The sequence below is a fragment of the Polynucleobacter parvulilacunae genome (assembly GCF_018881715.1).
GTDB classification, from domain to species: domain Bacteria; phylum Pseudomonadota; class Gammaproteobacteria; order Burkholderiales; family Burkholderiaceae; genus Polynucleobacter; species Polynucleobacter parvulilacunae.
The window spans coordinates 17,173-40,882 of sequence record NZ_JACVPW010000003.1 but is presented as its reverse complement, the minus strand read 5'-3'; the positions used below and the strand labels follow the sequence as shown (position 1 = coordinate 40,882).

Genomic DNA, 23,710 nt, shown 5'->3' with positions numbered 1-23,710 from the left:
TTATCCCTTTTTATTGAGTTCGTCATACCAGAGCTCATGGTGCTCTTTGGCCCAAGTAGCATCAACATAGCCAGTCTTCATGCCGTCGATTGAGCCTTGCATGCCAATGGTACCGATATAGATGTGCCCCATTGCCATTGTAGACATCAAGATCGCAGCGCTGCTGTGAATGATGTTGGCGATTTGCATAGTGCCACGCAGGTACTCTATCTGCATAAACGGCACGATCATATCGAGCACAAATCCTGAGGCAGAAATTACCAGGCCCAAGAAGGTCATACCGAACCAGAACCAAAACTTCTCACCCATATTGAAGAATCCAGCAGGCACATGCTTGCCGCTAAACATTCCACCGAAAGTTAACAACCAATTGAGATCGCCTTTTCCGGGAATATTTTTACCCACAAAGAGCAAGAAGAAAATCACGATACTCAGAGTAAATAATGGGCCAGTGAAATTATGAATATTTTTACAAACCATCAAGAAAGAGCCGTAAGCAGCACCCCCCATTAAAGGCATCGCAAAGTATTTACCGTACAGAATTAATAGACCTGTAAGTGCAAGGGCCAAGAAACTAAATGCCATCACCCAGTGGGTAACGCGGTCAAATGCGCTAAAACGCTTAACCTTAATACCTGACAATGGCTCATGCAGCTTGATTGAGCCTTTAATGGTGTACATCGCAATAATGCCAAAGAAGGCAATCGCCAATAACCAGCCACCGTAAACCGTAATGATGCCGTTACGAATTACACGCCATTCTTGACCAGCACGCTGGATCAAAACACCTGCTTGCTTATCAGGAATGCTGACATAGTTCTGGGGGTCACTATTGGGTGCAGTGAAGATGGATGGATTTGCTGGCTGCGCTTGAGCCTGTGTTCCATTAGCCAGTGCGTTTGGATTTGCTGGTACTGACAAAGGTGGAACATCCACTCCGCTTGGAGATGGCAAAGGTGCCATCGGCGCGCGCTCTGCAAAACTGATGCCACTTACCATAGTCAGCGACAAACCAGCAGTCAGCACCAAAGTGCGTAGAACTTTAGAAAATGATCGTTTCATACACATGTCCTTAAACGTTTTCGTTTTATTTATTGTTGTTTAGTTGATCACTTAACGCGACTGTATTCGTTTTGATTCTGAGTGCGCTTGTCAATTGACTCAGTCCAACTAGCCTGATTTCCAGGGGTCCAGTTCTTTGTCACGAACCCGTTGTTAGCGCCCATATAAGGAGCGACGTCAGGACGCTTAGCAGCTTTCGCAGCTATTTCAGGAGGCTCAGAGCAAGCTGCCAACAATATTGCTGCTGCAAAACATAAGCCGAGAGTTTTGAAAGTGACTTTCATTATTTAGCTCCTGGAATTTTTGCAGCAGGTGTTGGTGTCGGCGCTGGTGCGTCAGGTCCACCGTACGCAGTAGTCCAACCAAAAGCTTTAGATCCTGGGTACTTACCATTCTTCTCGCGTGTTGCAACGCGGTTATTGAAGATGCCAGTAATAATGTCGCTATCACCACCAATCAATGCCTTGGTAGAACACATCTCTGCACAGAGTGGCAACTTACCTTCTGCCAAACGATTGCGTCCATACTTTTCAAACTCAGCAACGCTACCGTTTTCTTCTGGGCCGCCGCTACAGAATGTGCACTTATCCATTTTGCTGCGGGAACCGAAGGCACCCTTGCTTAAGAACTGTGGTGCGCCGAATGGGCAGGCAAAAGAGCAGTAGCCGCAACCGATACAGATATCTTTATCGTGCAGAACAACGCCCTCGTCTGTACGGTAAAAACAATCTACTGGACATACCGCCATACAAGGTGCGTCACTACAGTGCATGCATGCCACTGAAACTGACTTTTCTTGACCGATGATGCCATCGTTTACCGTTACAACACGGCGGCGATTAACACCCCAAGGTACTTCATTATCATTTTTACAGGCTGTGACACAACCGTTGCACTCAATGCATCGCTCTGTGTCGCAAATAAATTTCATTCTTGCCATTGTGTTCTCCTGACTTTATTTTTTGACTTAGGCAAATTTCTCGATTTGACACATCGTGGTTTTCGTTTCTTGCATCATCGTCACCATGTCATAACCATAAGTAGTTGCAGTGTTAACCGCCTCACCCTGAACTACAGGAGCCGCACCTTCTGGGTAGTACTTGCGAATATTCTCACCCTGCCACCAACCAGCAAAGTGGAATGGCACGAATGCAGTCCCTTGGTCTACACGCTCGGTAACTAATGCACGCACTTTGATCTGAGCACCTGTGGGCGACTTGACCCAAACATAATCCCAGTTCTTAATGCCGCGATCCGCTGCAGCCTTAGGATTGATCTCCACAAAGTTTTCTTGTTGGAGTTCTGCCAACCACGGATTAGAACGTGTCTCGTCTCCACCACCCTCGTACTCAACCAAACGACCAGAGGTCAGAATGATTGGAAACTTCTCATATAACTTCTGATTCAAGTTTTGATCTTGAACAGTCTTATAGAGAGTCGGCAAGCGCCAGAAATTCTTCTTATCAGCAGCTGTTGGGTACTTACGCATCATCTTCTCGTTTGTACTGTAGAGCGCTTCACGGTGAATTGGAATTGCATCCGGGAAGTTCCAAACAACCGCGCGCGCTTTGGCGTTACCAAATGGATGACAACCGTTCTTCATTACCACGCGCTGAATACCGCCGGACAAGTCTGTCTTCCAGTTCTTACCTTCAGCAAGCTTTTTCTCATCTTCGGTTAACTGATCCCACCAGCCTAATTTCTTCACAAACACGTGATCGAATTCTGGGTAGCCAGTAGTAATTGCAGCGCCCTTTGAGTGTGATCCGTCAGCAGCAAGCAAGCTCACACCATCACGCTCAACCCCAAAGTTAGCACGGAAGTTACCGCCACCTTCCATCACACTCTTACTAGTGTCATAGAGGTTTGGTGAACCAGGATGCTTGATTGCCGCTGTGCCGTAGCAAGGCCAAGGCAAACCATAGTAGTCCCCTGTTGTGTCGTAACCAGTAACTGGATCAACACCGCCGCGTGACTTTAAGGTCTTAGGATCAAATGTAGCAACCATTCTCATGTGTGCTTTGAGGCGCTCAGGAGTTTGACCGGTGTAACCAATAGTCCAGCATGAGCGATTAATCTCACGCAAGATATCTTCAATTTGCGGCTCTTTCCATTGCTTGCCAGCATACTTAGAGCTGAGCATCTTGAAGTTCTTGGACAACTCTTCACCAAAACCTAGGCGATCAGCAAAAGCTTGCATAATCACGTGGTCAGGAACAGACTCAAACAATGGGTCGATTACTTTCTCGCGCCACTGCAATGAGCGGTTTGAGGCTGTTGCTGAACCACATGTCTCAAACTGAGTAGTGGCTGGCAACAAATATACATTACGGTTCTTATTAACTGCCTGACCTTCTGCAGCTGGCATTGCAGCCATCGCAGCAGTAGCACTTGGATATGGATCTACAACCACCAACAAATCCAACTTATCCATCGCGCGCTTCATGTCGAGGCCGCGAGTTTGTGAGTTAGGCGCATGACCCCAGAAGAACAAACCTTTAACGTTAGTCTGCTGATCGATCATGTCGTTCTTTTCAAGAACAGCATCAACCCAACGAGAAACCGTAGTGCCTGACTTCTCCATCATGTCAGGTGCATAACGACCTTTGATCCATTCGTAGTCAACACCCCAAACTGTTGAAAAGTGCTTCCATGAACCTGCAGCCAAGCCATAGTAGCCAGGCAATGAATCTGGGTTAGGACCTACGTCAGTTGCGCCTTGAACGTTATCGTGTCCGCGGAAAATATTTGTACCGCCGCCAGACTTACCTACGTTACCTAATGCCAACTGCAAAATACATGAGGCACGTACCATTGCGTTACCAATGGTGTGCTGAGTTTGTCCCATACACCAAACAACCGTACTAGGACGATTCATGGCCATGGTTTTAGCAGCTTGATAAACCTGCGCTTCAGGAACACCGCAAGCCTCTTCAACCGCTGCAGGATTCCACTTCTCCATCACCTCTTTGCGGATCTCTTCCATGCCATAAACACGGTCGTTGATGTACTTCTTATCTTCCCAGCCGTTTTTAAAGATGTGATAAAGCATGCCGTACAAGAAAGGAATATCACTACCAGAGCGAATGCGGATGTACTGATCAGACTTAGCAGCAGTTCGGGTGTAGCGAGGATCAACTACAACCACTTTGCAACCATTTTCTTTTGCGTGCAAGAGCATCAACATGGAAACTGGATGCGCTTCAGCAGCATTTGAGCCGATGTATAAAGCAGCCTTAGCATTCATCATGTCGTTGTAGCTATTGGTCATCGCACCATAGCCCCAGGTGTTTGCAACACCAGCAACTGTTGTGGAGTGACAAATACGCGCTTGATGGTCTGTATTGTTTGTGCCAAAGAATGAAACCCACTTGCGCAATAAATAAGACTGCTCATTATTGTGTTTGGATGATCCAATAAAGAACATTGCGTCCGGAGAATATTTCTCACGAATAGTCTTCATCTGCGCAGTAATTTCAGTTAATGCCTGATCCCAAGAAATACGCTGGTACTTTCCATCAACTAATTTCATTGGGTAACGCAAACGATAATCACCGTGTCCATGCTCACGCAAGGCTGCGCCTTTAGCGCAATGGGCGCCCATATTAATTGGGGAATCGAACACTGGGTCTTGACGAACCCAAACACCATTCTCAACTGTGGCATCGACTGCGCAACCAACTGAACAGTGGGTACAAATAGATCTCTTGACCTCAATCTTGCCCTTGCCATCTAGCATTGCTTTGCTTGGCTCTGCAGTTGCTTTTTGTACAAAGCTTAATTGGCTAGCAGCGATACCGGCACCCACTCCTACGCCTGAGCGCTTGAGGAATGAGCGGCGATCCATCGTTGGCACAGCGGCTTTTAAGCCACGTGACAAACTGCCAATGAGGCGAGTAGTTGAACGACTGCTTTGTGGGGTATTGGATTTACGAGTCAGACTCATATGTTGTCCCTGAGAAAGTTTTTTTATTTATTTAAGAACGGTTAAAGCAAACAAAGATCTTTAAATCAAAGTAGTTTCGTAATACTTGCGCATATGTGCAGACATCGTTTGACCGACATCTTTCACTGTTTTGGTGCTACTGATTTCTTGGATAACCGCTTTGCCAACTGGCGTTTGACTGGCAACAGCCACAGCACCAACTGCAGCGCCTGCACCAATAAAGAACTTACGGCGCGACTGTGTATTTGCTTCGCTTAAAGCAACTTTGGATTTAGTGCTCATGGCATGCTCCTATGTGGTTGTTCTTGATTTTGATCAAGTGTAATAGGATTTCGCACTTTTGACATATTGGTGTAACAACAAACAATTAGGGCAATAGTTATATTGCGATGCAGCATTAAATCATGTCAAAACCTTGACCTTCAATCGCCAGGAATTCCCTTGTGAGGGCGGCTACGGGATGATAGAGATGCATCTCAGGTATGCCTTCTATTGCATCGCACAATTCGTCATACCAAGGGCGAATGTGCTCATTGAAAAAAACCCTTTGATTTGTAAGGTTTGAGATCTCAACATCATCACCGGCGATGAGATAACGCATCACCTCGCTCAAGGCAGAAATGTGGTCCTCGGTTTCTGTTACCTCTTCGGCAGCCTCAAGCCCAAATTCAGCCAAAGCCTTACGAATATTGATCAAAGGTTTCTCGTTTAAGTGGCCCGCCATATAAAAGGAGCCATTGAGAACAACGTTAGGCTTACCGACGCTAATGAAATTCAAATCAAACTCATCATGCCAAGCCTTGGCAGGATTGTTTTTAGCAACCTCAACCACGTCCATCCAGACTTTTGCCAAGGGCGCCTCATCAGCAGCGTCCTGCTGATCTGCTGTTGCAGCAATTTGATCTAGCAACTCTTGGTCTGGGGGCATCTGAAAAAAACGAGCAATCAAGCCATACAAATCGGCTCTAGCCAAATCCTCTGGCAAACCGACATCACCTACTTCGGCAGATACATTCTGTTTTGCTACGTCTTTCGAAATTTCGCTCATGTTTCTTTTTTCACCATATCCACTACTCGACAATCACCACACATCTTGAGGCGATCCATTGCTGCGCCAGTGAATGCACTGTGTGCGCCTAACTTAGTCAGCATGAGATCAACCATCTTGAGGGTTCCAAAAGGCTTGCCACAGCTAATGCAATGGAAGGCTTGGGTTTCATTTAGGACAGTCTTTTGCTTGCGTTGCTCAACGGTTTGCAAACGTGGTGCAAGTGTTAAGGCTTTCTCAGGACAAGTCTGCACACAAATGCCACACTGAACACACTGCTTTTCAATGAAGGAAAGAATAGGCTCATCAGGGTTATCTAAAAGTGCGCCTTCAGGACAGCCGCTGACACAAGACATACACAAGGTGCAAGCATCCTTATTAATGGTTAGACCACCCAGCAGCGATGATTTTGGAAGTGCAACACCTGCTTCTGGCAATGGAGTTTTAGCTTGCTTTTGCAAATGCTCTAAGGCTGCCTCTAGTGTTTCGCGCTTCTGATTAGATAGGCCAATGCTTGCAGGCGTGCAGATAGCACCAAGTGATCCACGCTGACGCAATGCCGCCATTGCTTTGGATACAGTCGCAATGTCATTAATTGAATTGGTTAAGATCAAATGAATACGCTCATCAAAGCCATAAGCCTTGAGAATGCTGTTCGCTAAATCTGCTTGTTCTGCAAGCGCTGAACGATACGCAGGATCTTCATCACCGCTGAGCAATAAGATCACCTCGGCAAAACCATAAGTAAGCGCGCCAAGCCATAAATCTAAGCCGGTAGAAGCAATATGCTCAATGCCGTAAGGAAAGACAAAAGCAGGCAGGCCTTCAAACTGCTTTGGCATAACATGGGCAGATCTACCTAAACCGTCAATCATTTGCGTACCCGCTTTCAAGGTATGCAAAAGCAAGCTTGGAGCCATGGCTTGATTAATCTTTTTGGCTTCTGCGGTAAATACACTTGCTACCGTTTTCAATTCCTTGCCTTGATGCGCAACACTTGGGTAGTTGTAGCGTATTGCGCCCGATGGGCAAGTGGTAGCACAGGCACCACATCCCATGCAAAGATTTGGATTTACCTCTACAGAGCCTTGGCCATTTTTAAAGATTGAGCCAATTGCTCCTGTTGAGCAAACGTCAATACAAGCACTGCAACCTACTTTGCCATTGCGACCGTGCGCGCAAATCTTTTCGTTGTAAGCAAAATATTTTGGCTTCTCAAACTCGCCCACCATCTCTGACAATTGATTCACTACCAGCGCTTGCTCTAAGGGGTCTTTGCCAGGAGCAAAGTAACCCTGTGGGGTTTGACTCATACGCATTTTTGGATCTACTCGTAAATCCAAAATAAGATCGAATTCTGAATTACGCGCACGCTCTTTGCGATCAAAAGAAATTGCGCCAATACCGGCACAAGCAGTAACGCAATCACGATGAGATTTGCACTTGCTCAAATCAATCTGAAAGGAAAGATCAATAGCACCTTCTGGACAGACCTCAACGCAGGCTCCACAGCGCGTACACATCTCGGGGTCAATCGGATTTTGCAAATCCCAATCAACTGAAAAATTACCTAGGTAACCGTCCAGCTTAGTAAGTACGCCAGTAAAGATTGGATAACTGCGAGTGAGCGGCAAATCACCAGGCTCAGTACATAAAACAGAAACATCTAAAGAGGGACTGAGTTTTTCAGCCCAAGGAATAGCTTGGGAGCCTGCGCCCACAATCAGCAACCTACCTTGGCTTTCATAATTAACCACGGGGACAGGCTCAGCTTCTGGCAAATCCGCTAACGCCAACAAAGCAGTAATTTTAGGTCCAGATGTTTTAGCTTCTTGAGTCCAGCCAGCAACCTCACGAATATTTACAAAACGTAGTGGTGCAACTAGAGGCTTTTCGGCTTGATCAGCCAACTCACTAAACAGCGCACCCTCTTGAGTGCATGCCACCACTAAAGAATCGGAGCCATCTAACGCCTTTAAAAAAGAACCGACTTCCTGTCTACATAAAGAAGTGTGCACCGGCACGCCCAACGATTTTGCATCTAAAGGCATGGTGCTGTTGCAATTGCAGACTAATTTTTGACTCATGCGCTATCTTCTTAGGTTTTCTTATGTTCTTGCTGAATAGCGTCTTTATCGAGCGCTTCATTCGGCACTTCATCTAATGGGGCTGGTTTAGAAATTTCACCCACATGCCGTGTGGATGTTAAATCAGTTTGTTCTTGAGCTGCCAATGTGCCATCTTCCCGAGAGCCCTCTTCGGTCGACTTTTGGAAAAGCTTGAGCATATCGCTCTGAACCATTCGCTCGAGCATGCCAGGCGGAAGCGGGTCTGGCTTGCTATAGTCGTCAATATAAATATCCAATCCATCCATGATGTTGAAGTGCGGATCGGTAAACATTTTCTTGAGAGCGGCCTGCTGAACGGTGGGATCCACATCAGGCTTCATAAAGGCGGAGAAGTCTGGATCAAAGCGATCAATCTTAGCCACATCTTCTAGGGTTGCTGGTGGTGGAGCTTCTTCTGAAGCCTTCTCATTAGGAAGAGTTGAAGGAGCCTCCTTAGGCGCCTCCACTTTTTTCACTAGCGAGGCATCTTCTTTGCTATCTATTCCTGCTTTACGTTTAGACCAACGGCCTAGAAATCCATCAGCCATCAATCCTCCATAGGGCGATCAGCACCCTTAAATGATGCTGGCTTATGGCGTTTTTTTGGCTCTGGACGGTAGTTGTCGTTGACATATTCTTGCAACCACGCTGCATGCTGCTCACTCATCGGAATAGTATCAACAGACTCGCCACCATCCAGTAAGCGCGCTGCTTCGTTATAGCTGACGCAAATGCGATGAGGAACTGCAAATGATGATTCGGCTTTTGCCAAGGAAATAGATTGCTCATCGATATAGCGCTCGATATCTTCTTCTAGGCGCCACATCACAAACCAACTCGGAGCTGTAGCTGAAACATTGAGATAGTAGCCCTCAGCCTCATCTGGAAAGAGGTCAAGCTCGAAGCCGGTAAATAGCCAAGATTCTCCATCGGCATCGCGCCCCAGAAATTGACCCGAGATGGAATTGCTTTGATTGCTATTGAATTGCCCAAAATCAGGCAACACTTCCTGAGGCGCCCAGCGGTAAGAGACCCATGGGTTATCAATATTTTGCTTACGCATTAATACTGCAAAGCGCATAAATGGTCAGAGCCTCAGGTGTTTTGAACCACAATGTTCGGAAATTTACTGCTCATATCCTTGGATAGAGTAGCAACACGAATAGCGACCTGTCTAGCAATGCCTTTATAAATTGCGCTAATGGTGCCGTCCGGATCAGCTACTACAGTTGGACGCCCTGCATCTGCCTGCTCGCGAATCGAAAGGTTGAGCGGCAATGAACCCAAGAAATCCACCCCATACTCTTTACACATTTTTTCACCGCCACCAGAACCAAAAACATGCTCTTCGTGCCCGCATTTTGTACAAACGTAAGTACTCATGTTTTCAATAATGCCGATGATGGGTACACCCACCTTCTCAAACATCTTCAAACCCTTACGCGCATCTAACAAAGCAATGTCCTGTGGAGTGGTAACAATGACCGATCCTGTCACAGGAACCTTCTGGGCTAATGTCAGCTGAATATCACCTGTACCAGGCGGCATGTCCACAACCAAATAGTCCAAGTCACGCCAACGGGTTTGGCGAAGTAACTGCTCTAATGCTGAAGTCACCATCGGACCACGCCACACCATCGGCGTATCATCATCAATTAAGAAACCAATCGAACTTGCTTGCAAGTCATAAGCTTCCATTGGCTCAATCGTATTTTCTTCAATAGAGTCTGGTCTACCAGTAATACCCAACATCATTGGCTGGCTTGGGCCATAAATATCGGCATCCAAGATACCAACCCGCGCCCCCTCAGCGGCAAGTGCCAAAGCCAAGTTCACAGCTGTTGTGGATTTTCCTACTCCGCCTTTGCCGCTGGCAACTGCAATGATATTTTTTACGCCTGGCAATAACTTCACGCCACGTTGCACTGCATGGGCAACAATCTGGCTCGAGATATTGACGTTGACATTTTTTACCCCTGGCAACTCACGCAATGCATTGATCACTGATTTACGAATTGAATCAAACCGGCTTTTAGCGGGATAGCCCAAAACGATATCTAATGAAATATCACCATTTTCTACGCGGATATTTTTAATATTCTTTGCAGTAACAAAATCGATCTTCGTATTGGGATCGACTAAGTTTTTTAGTGCTGCCTGCACTGACTCTGATGTAACCGACACTACCTTCTCCTAATATGAATAAACCTAGAATGCACTTCTAGGTTTTTGGTATTTTTCTTAATTAGCGCTAGCTTACTCGTAGCGGCGGATATTTGCTGAAAGTGCCCTTAGTTAACCTTAGTCACCTTCTCTCGAAGCTTTAGAAAATCAGCAGGCTCAGGTAGTAAACCACCATAGACATCAAAGCAGTGGCTGGGATAGTGAAGATCCAGGCCCAAACGATGTTTCCAGCAACACCCCAACGAACTGCGCTTGCCCTTTGAGTAGAGCCCACACCCACAATAGCCCCAGTAATTGTGTGGGTAGTAGAAACAGGAACACCTAAGGCTGTTGCGGCAAACAAAGTAATTGCTCCGCCAGTTTCTGCACAGAAACCACCTACAGGTTTGAGCTTGGTCAGCTTCTGCCCCATAGTTCTAACAATACGCCATCCACCAAACATGGTCCCCATCGCAATGGCGATATAGCAACAAATAATAGTCCAAGTAGGCGGCATGCTAGCACCCGCTTCGGCGTAGCCAGTAATGATGAGTAAAAGCCAAATAATGCCGATTGTCTTCTGCGCATCGTTACCGCCATGACCCAAGCTGTAGGCGCTAGCAGAAACCAATTGCAGGCGACGGAACCAGCGATCGGTCTTAGCTAAGTTGGCATTTCTGCAAACCCAAGCCACTAATAGCATCATGAGTGAGCCGAGCAAGAAACCCACTAACGGCGAAATAAAAATAAAGGAAACGGTTTTAATAATTCCGGACCAAACCAAACCATCAACACCGGCCTTAGGTAATGCAGCGCCAACTAAGCCGCCGATCAAGGCATGGGAAGAACTTGAGGGAATGCCGTAATACCAAGTAATCACGTTCCAGATAATCGCGCCCACCAAAGCGCCAAAGATCACATGCAAATCAACTGCAGCAGGATGAACAATTCCCTTGCCTACCGTGGCAGCAACGCTAAGATGAAAAATAAAAATTGCTAGGAAATTAAAGAAGGCTGCAAATACAACTGCTTGCTGTGGCTTCAAAACACCAGTAGAAACTACGGTTGCAATAGAGTTCGCAGCATCATGAAAACCATTCATGAAATCGAATGCAAGAGCAAGCGCCACTAAAAGCGCTACAACCCAAAAGGCTACTTCTGTCGCTGGCAACTTAATTCGCCTTAAGAGTTTTCAAGAACGATGCCTTCAACTAAATTGGCAACGTCTTCACATTTATCGGTAACTTCCTCGAGCAACTCATAAATGCGTTGGCATTTAATCAGCTCACGTACCTCAATATCTTCACGGAATAATCTAGTAATAGCGGTAGACAAGAGGCGGTCAGCCCCAGACTCCAGATGGTCAATCTCATCACAAGTTTTTAAAGCCGCCTTAGCCACCTCTGGATCAGAGATATCTTTTAATGTAGCAACGGCATTCTTCATGCTGATGCAGCACTGATTGCAAAGCTCAGCCATTTGCACCATTTCTGGTGTCATTTGCTTTACATCATACAAATGCATTGCCTCTGTACCGTTTTGCAATAAGTCAGCAACGTCATCCATCGTATTGATGAGTGAAAAGATTTGATCGCGATCGATAGGCGTAATGAAAGTCTTGTGTAAACGACGATGGACTTCTTTCACAACATCATCACAGGCATGCTCTGCTTTATCGACGTCTTGGGTATATTTAGCACGCAAGGCTTCATCACTGTAGTGCTCGACGAACTTTAAGAAAGATTCGGAGGCAGAGACGATATTGCTAGCGTGCTCGTTAAATAGCTCGAAGAAATTACCATCGTGAGGCATTAGCTTACTGAAGAACATAAATCACGATCCTTTAGGAACAAAAACTACGGGTTTTGTTAGGTTTGCCAACATTCTAAACAATTGCTATTGAGCAACTGGAAAGCCAGCATCTGTTATAAGCTGGCTTGCTTCAGCCTTAGATAAGGTGGTTTCAAGATTGACGGTTTGACTCGCCAAATCGGCCTGTACTTTTGCTTGCGGATCCTGAGCTTGGACCGCTCTAGTAACAGCATTAATGCAGCCTCCACAGGTCATACCAGACACTTTTAAACTCAACATATAGGCCTTTTAGATGTGAATATGGCTTGCATGGAGTAGATTATCTTCTATATGAGCCCCCAAAAAGACACTAATCCAGAGCTTTTTACTCTAGATATCGGCGGCATGACTTGCGCTTCCTGTGTTGGCAGGGTTGAGAAGGCCTTAGACAAGATTCCGGGGGTTGAGGCTGCTAGCGTGAATCTGGCCACAGAACAGGCCAAAATTCGCCTAAAACCGGATTCTGGGGTCAAAATCGATGAAATCCTCGCTTTGGTGCAAAAAACAGGCTATTCCGCCAAAATTAGCGCGCCCCATGGTGCTCCAGAATTAGCCCCCTCTAAATTGTTCTGGGGGACTGATGGTCTGGGCCGGGTCATGCTGGGCTTTGCCCTATCCGCCCCACTCTTTTTACCCATGCTTCTCATGCCTTTTGGCATTCACTGGTCTTTGTCGCCGAAGTGGCAGTTATTGCTTGCAACGCCAGTGCAATTCTTCTTGGGCTGGCGCTTTTATAAAGCGGGCTTCAAGTCCCTGATGTCGGGTGTTGGCAATATGGATTTATTGGTAGCGCTTGGTACGAGCGCAGCATATGGATTAAGCGTGTATCAAATGTTTGTATCGCCCCATGCAATTCACGAACTATATTTCGAAGGATCGGCAGTCATTATTTGTATGGTCATGCTTGGTAAATGGCTAGAGGCGCGAGCAAAACAACAAACGAGTGAAGCAATACGAGCACTGCAAAAACTTTGGCCAGAACATGCCAAAGTCATCGGACAAAATATTGCCATCTCCGAGGGCTTGCCTCTAAACCAATTTCGCTATCTTCCTCTAGATCAAGTATTTACAAAAGATCGCATCTTAGTCTTGCCTGGTGAACGAATCCCAGTAGATGGAATTATTTTGCTTGGCAATAGTCATGTTGATGAATCACTTCTCACAGGAGAAAGCAATCCCATTAAAAAGCACGTTGGCGAAAGAGTGATCGGCGGCTCTCTCAATGGAGAAAGCCTGTTAGTCGTAGAGGCTCAAGCAGTGGGCGTCGAGAGCGTTCTCTCTAAAATCATTTCTCTAGTAGAGGATGCACAAACGCAAAAGGCGCCTATACAGAAATTGGTAGATCGAGTCAGCGCCATTTTTGTACCCAGCGTGATTGTGATTGCGCTCATTACTGGATTGGCAAACTGGTTTTATTTAGATTCAGCATCTATTGCCATTTTGCGAGCGGTCTCCGTTCTTGTGATTGCATGTCCGTGCGCTTTAGGTCTTGCCACACCTGCAGCCATCATGGCAGGTACAGGTGTAGCAGCACGCTTTGGAATTCTGATTAAGGATCCACAGGTTCTAGAATTAGCACACCGCTTAAATGTCGTAGCTTTTGATAAAACTGGCACGCTAACGATTGGCAAACCGAGGTTATTAGAGATCATTCCATTTGTAACTGCATTTACCAAGGATGACATTCTGGAATCTGCCGCAGGATTACAGCTGGGAAGTGAACATCCGCTGGCAAAAGCACTATTAGATGCAGCCAAGCAACAGGGGCTAAACCCCATCACTCCAACTGCAAGCAAAGCCATACCCGGCGTTGGTATAAGCGGTAAACCTACTGCAGGTAATTGGATGGGCCAAAGTCTTACCCTGCAAAGCATTGCATCCTTAGAGCACAACCCACATCAATCTGCAGTTTTAGAAAAGGCGCAGGCATGTTTTGAGGCTGGTCAAACGGTTTCTGTCTTGATGAATAATGAATCGACCGCCTCACCCATAGCCATCATCGCTTTTGGAGATGAGCTTAAGGAGAATGTCAAAGAGGCCATTACTTCCTTACACCAACTGCATATACGTGCAGTCATGCTTTCTGGTGACAATATTGCCGCTGCAAATCGCGTCGCAAAAACGATTGGCATTGAAGAAGTGTTTGCGCAAGTGATGCCAAGCGATAAGGCTGACATCATTCACAAGCTTCAACTGAAAGATGGAGATCGTCAATACGTCGCTATGGTGGGTGATGGTGTGAACGATGCACCTGCTTTGGCAACTGCAGATGTCGGCATGGCAATGTCCACGGGTACTGATGTAGCGATGCAGGCTGCTGGCATTACCCTCATGAGAGGTGATCCCACTTTAGTAGCGAATGCAGTAGATATTTCTAAGCGAACCTGGAAAAAGATTCAGCAAAATTTATTTTGGGCCTTTATCTTTAATGCTACTGGCATCCCCCTTGCCGCACTTGGCTATCTTTCGCCTATGCTAGCAGGCAGTGCCATGGCGCTATCGAGCTTCTGCGTCCTTAGTAATGCGTTATTACTAAAGAGATGGCGCCCCACTCGTTACTAATTAACAGTCTTTGCTTTATTTTTGCTTTACTTTTGATTCTTGCAAATCAACTCAATATCACCGTAGTAGGCGCGTGTTTCTGATTTAGTGTTATCAGTATCAGTCAGTAGAGCGATACCAACAACCTCTCCCGGCGCTTCGCCATAGGCGCGCCTATAGTCAGCCGCTAAATCGCGTTGATGCTTATGCCATTGACCTAAATTATCCCAACCAGAATCCACCACAATCATTTTGACGCGAGAGGTATGAGCATTTGTGATGATGGTCTCTACTGGCGACTTACCAGACCAGATATACATTAAAGTGGCGTAAGGCATCTCTTGCCCGCTAATCAGATTAGCCATCTCAAAGGTCATTTTGTCTTTTAAAGGTAGCTTTGATTTATTTCCATCAAATGCGACTAAGATACGTAGCGGCGCATCATCAGCATAGCCATCAGCATTGTCGGCATTCACAATAGGGTTGGTTGCCCTCCACTCCCACTGCAGCAATAAATTATTTGCCTGACGTGGGCGTAATTTGACAGCCAAACCAGAGGCAGATGTTTTGGAGTTGGCACTAAGAACCGTTTTGCCCTGATAATTTTCGAGGCGGTATACCGTGTTCTTTTTAAAGGGTGCAATACGATAGAAATTCCAGCCATTAGGCATGCCCTCACGCGCAGTTTCAGCCGAGAATTTAGGCAACTCCTCTTGGGCCGGCAATTGATCTGCATTAAATGCCTGCCCAGCCTCGTTTTGCACAGAATCGCCGCCTAAGCCAGCACATCCAGTCAAAAATAGTGCCGTGCTGGTGATGAATAGTAGGAAGGCATGCTTAAACATCCCCCAATTGTCCCAAAGAATGATCTTTGTGAGTCTAAAATCCTTTAATGCGTCAACAATCACCTTCTAGCTGGGCTGCAATCTGCATATTGATTGCTGCAGTGATTCATCTGGCCCTAGGTTTTTCAATAGAGTTTTCAGTTGATGAAGCTCACTATGCGCTGTATGCCCAACATTTGGCCTGGAGCTATTTTGACCACCCTCCTTTAGTTGGCTGGATTCAGTGGCCCTTAGTGGCTCTCACCTCCTCCGAAGGCATTATTCGTTTAATTCCAGAACTGCTGTGGATTATTTCTGCTTATTTGGTCTATCAAGTAACGGTTAAAGTCCATCACTTTATTCGCGGACGTAATGCGGGCTACCTCACTAGCGCATTACCTTCGGCTAATTTATGTGGATTGATGGCGGTGTTGATTGTTATCGCCGCACCCATGTTACATATTCTCGCAATTGGTTTATTGCCAGATACACTGCTTGCACCTCTGAGTCTTGGGCTGATGCTTATGGCATTGCGTTGGCTAAGCAAAGATCGCTTCAGCATGAGCGATTGGATCATCACCGCCATCTTGCTAGGTCTGGCAGGCTTGAGCAAATACACTGCTGCCTTTACTGCGCTTGCATTGCTGTTTGTATTTTTGAGCACACCAAGAAAGTCATGGATTAATACCGTAGGTTTTTGGTTGGCTGCGCTTGTCGCTTTGCTGTTCATTACCCCCGTTCTATATTGGAATTGGGCTAACGATTGGATTTCATTTAAATACCAACTGGCCCATGGCGGCGGTGGGGAATGGCTGTGGCGTAGGCTAGGTGCCTATATTGGCATTCAAATACTGGTCTTTGGCCCACTATTTATCTTAGGATCTTTTGTCTTCTTGAAAGAGTGCATGCATGCAACAAAACTTTCATTGCTTGCGCTCTTCGGATTCTTTTTAATTCCCTTTGTAATTTTTGTGAGCCTCTCTGGAGGCGGCGGACTTCCTCACTGGACTGCACCCGCATGGTTCTGCCTTGCACCGTTTGCCGGAATTGGTTTAGCGAAAGCTTGGGCAACACAGCATCGCCATTGGATCCGTATTTTATTAATTACTCAAATCGTCTTATGTTGCATCGGCTTTGGATATGTTCTGTCTGGCGGCATCAGCTCGGCTTCCATCAAATCAAATCCTATTGCGGATTTGTATGGCTGGAAAACAGCAGGTCAAAAAGCAGCAGAGCTAGCAAAAGCCACCAATGCAAGTGGCATTGCTGTTCAAAACTGGACTTTAGGTAGTCGTGCTGCCTGGTACGCATCACCAACCCCAGTGTTTGTTTTAGATCAGAGACAAGATCAATTTGATTTTTGGTTTGGGGATGTGCCTGTAGGCGCAAATGCTCTACTCATTAACTGGTCTGGCATGCCACACCCCATGCCAGTAGGTACTAAATCGGGCTTTGAGGCATGCGAGGCGTTAGACAGCCTAGAAATTGAGCGATTTGGCCGAGTTTTGTCTAAATTTGACTTTAGCCTTTGCACTAATTGGCGAGGCCCTGGCCTTTCGGAGTAATTCCCCCAAATTCAAGACCTTAGGCGCCCAAAGCATTATCCTTACGCTTATGAGTTCACAAGCCAAGCCCACTCCTAAAACCCAATCGGGGTGGAAATCCATTCTCAAGCGAGCTTGGCCGACCATTCGCGTTCTGCTCTCCGTTGCTCTGCTCTGGAAAGCAACGAGTGGAATTGACTGGCATTCACTATTTGATACCCATATTCAGATGCAGCCGCTCTGGTTTTTGGCTGCCCTAGCCAGCATGATGTGCGCATTTATTTGCGGTGGATATCGCTGGGGATTATTTATGCAAGCTGTGGGATTCCCACGTCGCATTCGCTCCTACATCGGCCTCTACTTTGCAGGCGGCCTCATTAATCAAGGTCTGCCAAGCACATTAGGTGGCGACAGCTATCGCGCGATTACTGCCACTCATTTAACAAGCACTGGCAATTTATCCGAAACAAAAGAGTTGAATGAGGAGCTCCATCACTCAGTAGATCTTGAGCATGCCACCCCCAAATTGCGTTTGAGTTTTTCAATGGTGTTGGTTGATCGACTCTTGGGCTTAGCTGGTAACAATCTACTTGGTGGAATTGGTTTGATATTGGGTGGGGCCACATTAGCGGCTTGGGGTCAAGATCTAGGCTATGCAGTCATGGTGGTAATGTTGTTGGCCGGCGTTGCGATTGCTCTAGTCTTAGCTTGGGGACCTAGCAAACAGCTACTACAAAAACTCCTAGATCGATTCAACATGAACAACGCCATGCCAGGCATCCGGCTTGCATTTGCATGGCCAAATAATATTGCTCAAGCATGTCTGGCAATTGGCATTCACTTCTTGACGATTTTGACCTTACTGTTTTGCCTTAAAGCTTACGGAGTGGATGCCCCAATTGAAGGCTTAATGATTGGCCTACCTGCATTAAGCTTGCTGCTCATGTTACCAATTAGCATTTCAGGATGGGGTTTGCGTGAAGCAACTCTATCGTCGGTTCTTGCCTTATGGGGTGTAAGTCCCTCATTAACTGTTCTAGCTTCCATTAGTTACGGAGCAATTACTGTTTTATCAGTTTTGCCCGGCGCCTATTTTTTATTAAAACGTAAATAATTCTGTAGAGCAAAAATATGACTATTAGCGTCAACACTATGCGCGCCATTGATCATTGGGTCGGTGTACCACTTTGTGCAATTGTTAGCCCATTGATAGCAGCAGTCGATGGCATCAAAAATATTTTTGGTCGCGATAATTCCACACCAAAGAAATTACTCTTTATTGAACTCTCCGAAATGGGTAGTGCTATTTTGGTTGACCCAGCAATGCGCAACGCAAAAGCACGTGGAGCCGAGTTATTTTTCTTAATCTTCAAAAGTAATCGCGCCAGTCTGACATTGCTCAATACCGTTAAGCCAGAAAATATTTTCACGATTGACTCATCGAGTCTAGGTGGGTTAATTAAAGATACCTTGCGCTTTTTGATTCTTGCTCGCAAGCACCGTATTGATACCGTAATTGATTTGGAGTTGTTCTCCCGCTTTACTGCTCTCCTTACCGGCATGTGTGGTGCACGTCGTCGCGTGGGTTATCACATCTTCCACGGCGAAGGTTTATGGCGCGGCTTTATGCTCACTCGCAAGGTCCATTACAACCCACACATTCACATTACTAAGAATTTTCTATCCTTAATTCATGCGGCTTTTGCGCAGAAGATAGAAGTTCCTTTTAGCAAAATTGAGATTACAGATTCTGAAGTTCGCCTAGAGCAAGCCATCATCGATCCAAGCACCCTAGAAAAAGTACGTGGGCGCATTGAAAAGTTAGCGAAAGAAGCCAACATCAGCTATACCCCCGGTAGAAATCGCCTCATACTCATTAACCCAAATGCGAGTGACTTATTGCCGCAACGACGTTGGGCGCAGCAGCGTTTTTCTGAATTAATTCAAGCAGTGCATCAACAATATCCACACGATCTCATACTCATTACCGGCTCTCCTGCTGAATTTGTCTATGTAGATAAAGTGCGATCAATGGCCAACATTAAAAATGCGCTGAACTTTGCCGGGCAAGTCAGCTTTGCTGAGCTGCCACCTCTCTACACCCTGTCAGATGTCATGGTAACCAACGATTCTGGTCCTGGTCATTTTTCAGCGGTAACACCATTGAGAACAGTAGTGCTCTTTGGACCAGAAACTCCAGCGCTGTATGGTTCAGTTGGCAATTCCATCGCCATCACTGCAAACCTAGCTTGCTCACCTTGCGTGAGCGCTGCCAATCACCGCAAAACCCCTTGCCATGACAACGTGTGCATGCAAGCAATCACTGTCCAGCAGGTGTTAGATAAAGTAATTAAGCAGTTACAAGATGCCGATAAGGAAAAGGCTCGTTAAGCTGCATGAATAAAAAAGCAATCCCTATCTTTGCTTGGTTTATTCCACTAATACCACTTGCACTTGCTGGCGCTATTTACTTTGGTGAGTTTCAAAGGAGTAGTTTTTTATTCCTTAATAGAATCACGCAGGCTCTACCAGATATGTTTTGGGCTGGCCTTACATTCTTAGGTAATGGCTGGGGAATATTTGCAATTTCCTTTCCATTACTGCTGTTGGCACCTCGTTTATTAACAGCGGGAATATTCTCAGGTGCCATTGCCGCAATCGCGAGCAGTACGTTAAAGCCACTGTTCAATCTACCAAGACCCGCCAGCGTATTGAGTGATGGCACTTTTTATCGCCTAGGCGAACCCCTTCTTCATAAGTCCTTTCCATCAGGCCACACTATCACTGCTTTTGCAGTTGCAAGCGCTTTATATTTCTCCTCCGATAAGGAGAAGCGCAAGCCAATGCTGCTTGTATTTATTCTTGCAGGATTAGTAGGTCTTTCTCGCAGCGCAGTCGGTGCCCATTGGCTCACCGATGTTTTGGGGGGTGCAGGCGTAGGTATTTGGTGCGGAATGTTTGGGGCTTTACTAGCCAATCAATTTCCTGAAAATCAATTGGGTCCCAGAAAAATCTGGTCTCATCTGATTGCTCTTGGTGGGGTTATAGCAATGTATGCCCACCTCACTCAAATCATGGATTTAGAGTTAAACCTCCCATTGCAATATCTCTCCATTGCAATAGTGGCCCTCACTCTCGTCTTCTACGCAAGAGCGCAGTTTACTCAAGCGCCTAGCAAAGCAAAGTAAATTCAAGATGTTTAGCTATCGACATGCATTTCATGCGGGAAGTCATGCAGACATTCTCAAGCACCTCACCCTAATTCATTTGGTGGAGTATCTGCAAGAGAAGCCTGGCGCACTCACGATGATTGACACACATGCTGGTGCTGGTATTTACAGCCTACAGGATGGTTTCTCTACCGTAAGCAAAGAAGCGGATAGCGGCATTTTTCGCCTGAAGCAATATGTGGAAACTTGCGAGCATGCAAATATCCCTATTCCGGAAAGCATTCGGCAGTATCTGAAATATATTGATGCCGAGAATATTGAAGGCCAGCTCACCATCTATCCCGGCTCCCCTTTTATTTTGGCTCAACTACTGCGATCACAAGACCGCCTTAAGTTATTCGAGCTTCACCCAAAAGAGATAGATATTCTTCGTCACAATATTAGTGAGCTTAAGCAGTCTAAGCAGATTGATATTTATGCCGAAGATAGTTTTGCCAGACTAAAAGGCTTGCTTCCTCCGCCAAGCCGACGTGGTCTAGTGTTGATTGACCCTTCATACGAAGATAAACAAGACTATCGTTACCTGGAAATGGCCATGGAAGAAGCGCTGCAACGCTTTGCCACGGGCTGCTATGCCATTTGGTATCCCGTACTCTCAAGAAGAGAGTCAGCAGCCCTGCCAGATCGCCTAAAAAAGATTGCGGCTATCCATAAACGCTCTTGGCTTCATACAGAATTGCGTGTTGAGAATGCGCCGGGTGAGCGCCGCCTGCAATCTAGCGGGATGTTCATCATTAATCCACCGTGGACTCTAGAAAAACAATTGGCGGAAGCTTTACCAACCCTGACTAAGGCCTTAGGAATTAATGGTGGCGGTCAATTTTTACTAAAGAGCTTCGAAGCAAAGAATTAATGAAGTAGCTAGCTAATTAATCACGCAGATTAATCATGACTTCATTACGCCGCATGAAAGGTAGCGTCCATGGCGGGTTGTAGCGGGCAAAGTTGGGAACTCCCGAAGGCTGTAGGTTGCGAGCCTTTATCCACTGCTCAAGCTCTAGCGTTTTCTCGGCCACTTTTTGCTCGTTATAGAAGCCCGTAAAACTGATGACGGCTTTTTTAACTGCTGGAATTTGCCGCAGTTGCACCTGCGAATTCATTGGCTTGGGTATTGATTCCATTGTGTATTCAGCAGGCATCACGAATGACACTGCCCACTTGCCTGCCTTCGACTCGATTCCCACTGGTGCAGTCATTGCAATCTTTGCACTCTGAGAGGTCTTCTCCTCAACATTAACTGGGGCGGTCATTGCTATTTTTTCATTTACTTGATTCTGACCAAATATGTAGGCAGCAATCAAGCGAAAGCCCTGGCCTGATGCCGCATCCAAATCACCATCGACCTGGACCTCTGCCACAATCATTGGCGCATAGGATCGGATTTCGAAAGGCGGCTCCTTTTCGACAACAGAATATTTTGGCTCTTCAGTTGCCATTACTGCTCCCATAAATGTGAGCGCAAGTGCAATGAAAACGCCCTTCCAAAAAGAACATCTCAAAGGATTGCTGATAAACATTACCACTGCGCTTTAATTTCAAATCCGTTTGAATCAAAATTTAATGTGGCTTGCGCACCTACTGGTAAAGTCAGCTTATTAGCCTGATGACCAAATGGTAGACCTGTCAAGATTGGAACTTCTTGCGGCAAACGTTTACGTATTGCTTCAATAGCGCGCTCGAGTGAATAACCTTTATCGTTATCGTAAAGACGGTAAGCAGAGAATCCACCGAGCAGTATTGCGTCTTGACTTGACAAAATTCCGGCATCCAAAAGCTGCATCAACATTCTTTCAATGCGATAAGGATGCTCATTTACATCCTCTAAAAATAGAATACCGCCTTGCGTTTGTTTGACACTTGGAAGATATGGCGTACCAACAAGACCAGCCAGAACAGTTAAATTGCCACCCCACATTAAACCTGTGAGCGACTGTTCAACCCCCTTGCCAAAGAAGGATTGCGGTGTTGATACCTGGCAATCCAGCTTTCGGTCTTGCACTGCAGCCTGGAAATGCTGCCACATAAATGCATCTGGGGTTACTGGAGCGCCATCATCACCCAAGCGGCCAAAGTCGTAATTGAGCATTGGCCCTGCCAAGGTAATTGCACCGGTCTTGGCTAATAAACCCAACTGAAAGACGGTGAAGTCGCTATGGCCACATACCTGCAAACCATTTTGAATGGTCTTTGCAATTGCATCCCACTGAATTCCAGAAAGTAGGCGATGAAGACCATAACCCCCGCGCATCGCCATGACGATGGTTTGAGGATTCAACGCAGAAATATTATTTAACTCAGCAAGACGATCTTCATCACTACCTGCAAAGCGCTCATAGGCCCGATGAACGCAATCCGTATTTTGAACAACAATGGACTGTCGCCCTAACCAGTCGATACCGGCTAGAGGACTTTTATTATCTAAACTGGCCCCTGATGGAGCAACGAGGTGAATGGATTTCAACGTCGTCCTTTAAAAAAATCACGCAACAGCTGACCACACTCTTCGCCCATGATGCCACCTTCAACGCTAGTTTGGTGATTAATCTGCTTAGAAGAAAACAGATCCATCACACTGCCAGCGGCACCTGTCTTGGGATCTGGTGCACCATAAACCACTCGGCTAACCCTGGCATGCAGCATGGCACCGGAGCACATAGCACAGGGCTCAAGAGTGACATACAAAGTAGTTCCAGGGATGCGATAGTTTTCCTCAGCAAGAGCAGCCTCTCGTAAAGCCAACATCTCGGCATGGGCGCTGGGATCGTGATTGGCTATTGGCTTATTAAATGCCTTCGAAATAACTTGACCATCTCGCACCAGCACTGCGCCTACTGGAACCTCACCAGATTGCGCTGCCAACTGCGCTTGCTCAATGGCCATGCGCATATATTGCTGATCAAGCTCTACTTGCGTCATTTAGACAGGATGAACATCAGCCCAGCAATTGGGCGTCTCATAGAGGCGAATGGCAGACAACTCTAGCTGGCCATCAAAAGCCTTGCTAAACACGGGTTGCAATATTGCAAATGCAGCGTTTGCCAAGTTTTCTACAGTGGGCACATGCTCCATGATCACGGTCTTATGGTTAGGCAAGCTACCCAGGAATGCAACCAATCCTTCATCTTCTTTAGCCACCAGAAAAGCGTGATCCCAAAGCTCAACTACGTGTTGATTGGTTAAGCGTTTGATATCACCAAAATCGAGCACCATGCCGTCATCCGCTTTACCAGGATGATCCGCAACCTCACCAGTCAAAGTGACCTCAATAGCGTAACGATGTCCATGCAGATGACGACACTGACCATCATGATTGGGAATGCGATGCCCTGAATCAAATTCAAGACGACGGGTGATGGAGATAGCAGGCTGTTTATTTGTCATAAGTTACTTAAT

At 46.3% G+C, this 23,710-nt stretch carries 24 protein-coding genes; 6 read left to right on the top strand and 18 right to left on the bottom strand.

Going from position 1 to position 23,710, the window contains the following annotated elements; genetic code table 11:
* The 13 genes from ICN18_RS07610 to ICN18_RS07550 all read right to left on the bottom strand — a co-directional run bounded on the left by ICN18_RS07610 (position 1) and on the right by ICN18_RS07550 (position 12,418).
* On the bottom strand, positions 1–1,062 hold the full coding sequence (locus tag ICN18_RS07610; RefSeq protein ID WP_216189920.1) for a formate dehydrogenase subunit gamma: 1,062 nt from the start codon (positions 1,060–1,062) through the stop codon (positions 1–3).
* 47 nt (positions 1,063–1,109) lie between these two features.
* A complete protein-coding gene (locus ICN18_RS07605; RefSeq protein ID WP_216189919.1) occupies positions 1,110–1,346 on the bottom strand; it encodes a hypothetical protein in 237 nt (78 codons plus the stop codon).
* On the bottom strand, positions 1,346–2,002 hold the full coding sequence (gene fdh3B, locus ICN18_RS07600; RefSeq protein WP_216189918.1) for a formate dehydrogenase FDH3 subunit beta: 657 nt from the start codon (positions 2,000–2,002) through the stop codon (positions 1,346–1,348). Before fdh3B ends, ICN18_RS07605 begins: the two co-directional genes overlap by 1 nt.
* A 27-nt stretch (positions 2,003–2,029) precedes the next feature.
* A complete protein-coding gene (locus tag ICN18_RS07595; protein ID WP_216189917.1) occupies positions 2,030–5,008 on the bottom strand; it encodes a formate dehydrogenase subunit alpha in 2,979 nt (992 codons plus the stop codon).
* Between the two features lie 60 nt (positions 5,009–5,068).
* On the bottom strand, positions 5,069–5,290 hold the full coding sequence (locus tag ICN18_RS07590) for a formate dehydrogenase (protein ID WP_216189916.1): 222 nt from the start codon (positions 5,288–5,290) through the stop codon (positions 5,069–5,071).
* Positions 5,291–5,405: 115 nt separating this feature from the next.
* Positions 5,406–6,056, bottom strand: a complete 651-nt coding sequence (locus ICN18_RS07585) for a TorD/DmsD family molecular chaperone (RefSeq protein WP_216189915.1) — start codon at positions 6,054–6,056, stop codon at positions 5,406–5,408.
* On the bottom strand, positions 6,053–8,143 hold the full coding sequence (locus ICN18_RS07580) for a 4Fe-4S binding protein (protein WP_216189914.1): 2,091 nt from the start codon (positions 8,141–8,143) through the stop codon (positions 6,053–6,055). The genes ICN18_RS07585 and ICN18_RS07580 overlap by 4 nt, the downstream gene beginning before the upstream one ends.
* An 11-nt stretch (positions 8,144–8,154) precedes the next feature.
* The gene (locus tag ICN18_RS07575) at positions 8,155–8,712 is read right to left on the bottom strand and encodes a DUF3306 domain-containing protein (protein ID WP_216189913.1); all 558 of its coding nucleotides are present in this window, start codon (positions 8,710–8,712) and stop codon (positions 8,155–8,157) included.
* Positions 8,712–9,245, bottom strand: coding sequence for a DUF3305 domain-containing protein (locus ICN18_RS07570; protein ID WP_216189912.1), 534 nt, complete (start codon positions 9,243–9,245; stop codon positions 8,712–8,714). The genes ICN18_RS07575 and ICN18_RS07570 overlap by 1 nt, the downstream gene beginning before the upstream one ends.
* A gap of 14 nt (positions 9,246–9,259) precedes the next feature.
* Positions 9,260–10,348: an iron-sulfur cluster carrier protein ApbC gene (gene apbC / locus ICN18_RS07565; RefSeq protein WP_216189911.1), complete on the bottom strand. Its 1,089-nt coding sequence runs from the start codon at positions 10,346–10,348 to the stop codon at positions 9,260–9,262.
* 139 nt (positions 10,349–10,487) lie between these two features.
* Positions 10,488–11,429 carry an inorganic phosphate transporter gene (locus ICN18_RS07560; RefSeq protein ID WP_439650821.1) on the bottom strand — a complete coding sequence of 314 codons (942 nt, stop codon included), beginning with the start codon at positions 11,427–11,429 and terminating at the stop codon, positions 10,488–10,490.
* Between the two features lie 80 nt (positions 11,430–11,509).
* Positions 11,510–12,157, bottom strand: coding sequence for a DUF47 domain-containing protein (locus tag ICN18_RS07555; RefSeq protein WP_216189909.1), 648 nt, complete (start codon positions 12,155–12,157; stop codon positions 11,510–11,512).
* A 66-nt stretch (positions 12,158–12,223) separates the two neighbouring features.
* Positions 12,224–12,418, bottom strand: a complete 195-nt coding sequence (locus ICN18_RS07550; protein ID WP_216189908.1) for a heavy-metal-associated domain-containing protein — start codon at positions 12,416–12,418, stop codon at positions 12,224–12,226.
* Positions 12,419–12,469: 51 nt separating this feature from the next.
* On the opposite strand from ICN18_RS07550, the gene ICN18_RS07545 reads away from it, so the two are divergent.
* Positions 12,470–14,740: a heavy metal translocating P-type ATPase gene (locus ICN18_RS07545; protein WP_216189907.1), complete on the top strand. Its 2,271-nt coding sequence runs from the start codon at positions 12,470–12,472 to the stop codon at positions 14,738–14,740.
* A 26-nt stretch (positions 14,741–14,766) separates the two neighbouring features.
* On the opposite strand, the gene ICN18_RS07540 is transcribed toward ICN18_RS07545, so the two are convergent.
* Positions 14,767–15,564, bottom strand: a complete 798-nt coding sequence (locus ICN18_RS07540; protein WP_216189906.1) for a DUF3047 domain-containing protein — start codon at positions 15,562–15,564, stop codon at positions 14,767–14,769.
* Positions 15,565–15,611: 47 nt separating this feature from the next.
* Between ICN18_RS07540 and ICN18_RS07535 the strand changes: the two genes are divergently transcribed.
* The 5 genes from ICN18_RS07535 to ICN18_RS07515 are packed head-to-tail and all read left to right on the top strand — an operon-like array spanning position 15,612 to position 21,170.
* Complete coding sequence (locus ICN18_RS07535; RefSeq protein ID WP_216189905.1) at positions 15,612–17,108, top strand: glycosyltransferase family 39 protein; 1,497 nt, start codon at positions 15,612–15,614, stop codon at positions 17,106–17,108.
* A 49-nt stretch (positions 17,109–17,157) separates the two neighbouring features.
* A complete protein-coding gene (locus ICN18_RS07530) occupies positions 17,158–18,201 on the top strand; it encodes a lysylphosphatidylglycerol synthase transmembrane domain-containing protein (RefSeq protein ID WP_216189904.1) in 1,044 nt (347 codons plus the stop codon).
* Between the two features lie 17 nt (positions 18,202–18,218).
* A complete protein-coding gene (locus ICN18_RS07525) occupies positions 18,219–19,478 on the top strand; it encodes a glycosyltransferase family 9 protein (RefSeq protein ID WP_216189903.1) in 1,260 nt (419 codons plus the stop codon).
* Positions 19,479–19,483: 5 nt separating this feature from the next.
* Positions 19,484–20,275 (top strand): phosphatase PAP2 family protein, encoded by a 792-nt coding sequence (locus ICN18_RS07520; RefSeq protein ID WP_216189902.1) that lies wholly within the window; start codon positions 19,484–19,486, stop codon positions 20,273–20,275.
* A 7-nt stretch (positions 20,276–20,282) separates the two neighbouring features.
* Positions 20,283–21,170 carry a 23S rRNA (adenine(2030)-N(6))-methyltransferase RlmJ gene (locus ICN18_RS07515; RefSeq protein ID WP_216189901.1) on the top strand — a complete coding sequence of 296 codons (888 nt, stop codon included), beginning with the start codon at positions 20,283–20,285 and terminating at the stop codon, positions 21,168–21,170.
* 16 nt (positions 21,171–21,186) lie between these two features.
* Here the strand turns inward: ICN18_RS07515 and ICN18_RS07510 are convergent, their stop codons facing one another.
* From ICN18_RS07510 to queD, 4 genes are all read right to left on the bottom strand, one after another.
* Positions 21,187–21,753, bottom strand: coding sequence for an SOUL family heme-binding protein (locus ICN18_RS07510; protein ID WP_216189900.1), 567 nt, complete (start codon positions 21,751–21,753; stop codon positions 21,187–21,189).
* 80 nt (positions 21,754–21,833) lie between these two features.
* Positions 21,834–22,778 carry an LD-carboxypeptidase gene (locus ICN18_RS07505; RefSeq protein ID WP_216189899.1) on the bottom strand — a complete coding sequence of 315 codons (945 nt, stop codon included), beginning with the start codon at positions 22,776–22,778 and terminating at the stop codon, positions 21,834–21,836.
* On the bottom strand, positions 22,775–23,233 hold the full coding sequence (gene tadA / locus ICN18_RS07500) for a tRNA adenosine(34) deaminase TadA (protein ID WP_216189898.1): 459 nt from the start codon (positions 23,231–23,233) through the stop codon (positions 22,775–22,777). The genes ICN18_RS07505 and tadA overlap by 4 nt, the downstream gene beginning before the upstream one ends.
* A complete protein-coding gene (gene queD, locus ICN18_RS07495; protein WP_216189897.1) occupies positions 23,234–23,698 on the bottom strand; it encodes a 6-carboxytetrahydropterin synthase QueD in 465 nt (154 codons plus the stop codon).
* Between the last annotated feature and the right edge of the window lie 12 nt (positions 23,699–23,710).

What these genes read in the sequence shown, in the direction of transcription:
- ICN18_RS07550 (WP_216189908.1), bottom strand. Translation starts at nt 12,418, where the DNA reads ATGTTGAGTTTAAAAGTGTCTGGTATGACCTGTGGAGGCTGCATTAAT.
- ICN18_RS07570 (WP_216189912.1), bottom strand. Translation starts at nt 9,245, where the DNA reads ATGCGCTTTGCAGTATTAATGCGTAAGCAAAATATTGATAACCCATGG.
- ICN18_RS07580 (WP_216189914.1), bottom strand. Translation starts at nt 8,143, where the DNA reads ATGAGTCAAAAATTAGTCTGCAATTGCAACAGCACCATGCCTTTAGAT.
- tadA (WP_216189898.1), bottom strand. Translation starts at nt 23,233, where the DNA reads ATGACGCAAGTAGAGCTTGATCAGCAATATATGCGCATGGCCATTGAG.
- ICN18_RS07545 (WP_216189907.1), top strand. Translation starts at nt 12,470, where the DNA reads ATGAGCCCCCAAAAAGACACTAATCCAGAGCTTTTTACTCTAGATATC.
- ICN18_RS07535 (WP_216189905.1), top strand. Translation starts at nt 15,612, where the DNA reads ATGCGTCAACAATCACCTTCTAGCTGGGCTGCAATCTGCATATTGATT.
- ICN18_RS07555 (WP_216189909.1), bottom strand. Translation starts at nt 12,157, where the DNA reads ATGTTCTTCAGTAAGCTAATGCCTCACGATGGTAATTTCTTCGAGCTA.
- ICN18_RS07605 (WP_216189919.1), bottom strand. Translation starts at nt 1,346, where the DNA reads ATGAAAGTCACTTTCAAAACTCTCGGCTTATGTTTTGCAGCAGCAATA.
- ICN18_RS07560 (WP_439650821.1), bottom strand. Translation starts at nt 11,429, where the DNA reads ATGAATGGTTTTCATGATGCTGCGAACTCTATTGCAACCGTAGTTTCT.
- fdh3B (WP_216189918.1), bottom strand. Translation starts at nt 2,002, where the DNA reads ATGGCAAGAATGAAATTTATTTGCGACACAGAGCGATGCATTGAGTGC.
- ICN18_RS07520 (WP_216189902.1), top strand. Translation starts at nt 19,484, where the DNA reads ATGAATAAAAAAGCAATCCCTATCTTTGCTTGGTTTATTCCACTAATA.
- ICN18_RS07540 (WP_216189906.1), bottom strand. Translation starts at nt 15,564, where the DNA reads ATGTTTAAGCATGCCTTCCTACTATTCATCACCAGCACGGCACTATTT.
- ICN18_RS07515 (WP_216189901.1), top strand. Translation starts at nt 20,283, where the DNA reads ATGTTTAGCTATCGACATGCATTTCATGCGGGAAGTCATGCAGACATT.
- ICN18_RS07610 (WP_216189920.1), bottom strand. Translation starts at nt 1,062, where the DNA reads ATGAAACGATCATTTTCTAAAGTTCTACGCACTTTGGTGCTGACTGCT.
- ICN18_RS07575 (WP_216189913.1), bottom strand. Translation starts at nt 8,712, where the DNA reads ATGGCTGATGGATTTCTAGGCCGTTGGTCTAAACGTAAAGCAGGAATA.
- ICN18_RS07525 (WP_216189903.1), top strand. Translation starts at nt 18,219, where the DNA reads ATGACTATTAGCGTCAACACTATGCGCGCCATTGATCATTGGGTCGGT.
- ICN18_RS07530 (WP_216189904.1), top strand. Translation starts at nt 17,158, where the DNA reads ATGAGTTCACAAGCCAAGCCCACTCCTAAAACCCAATCGGGGTGGAAA.
- ICN18_RS07590 (WP_216189916.1), bottom strand. Translation starts at nt 5,290, where the DNA reads ATGAGCACTAAATCCAAAGTTGCTTTAAGCGAAGCAAATACACAGTCG.
- ICN18_RS07595 (WP_216189917.1), bottom strand. Translation starts at nt 5,008, where the DNA reads ATGAGTCTGACTCGTAAATCCAATACCCCACAAAGCAGTCGTTCAACT.
- queD (WP_216189897.1), bottom strand. Translation starts at nt 23,698, where the DNA reads ATGACAAATAAACAGCCTGCTATCTCCATCACCCGTCGTCTTGAATTT.
- ICN18_RS07585 (WP_216189915.1), bottom strand. Translation starts at nt 6,056, where the DNA reads ATGAGCGAAATTTCGAAAGACGTAGCAAAACAGAATGTATCTGCCGAA.
- ICN18_RS07510 (WP_216189900.1), bottom strand. Translation starts at nt 21,753, where the DNA reads ATGGCAACTGAAGAGCCAAAATATTCTGTTGTCGAAAAGGAGCCGCCT.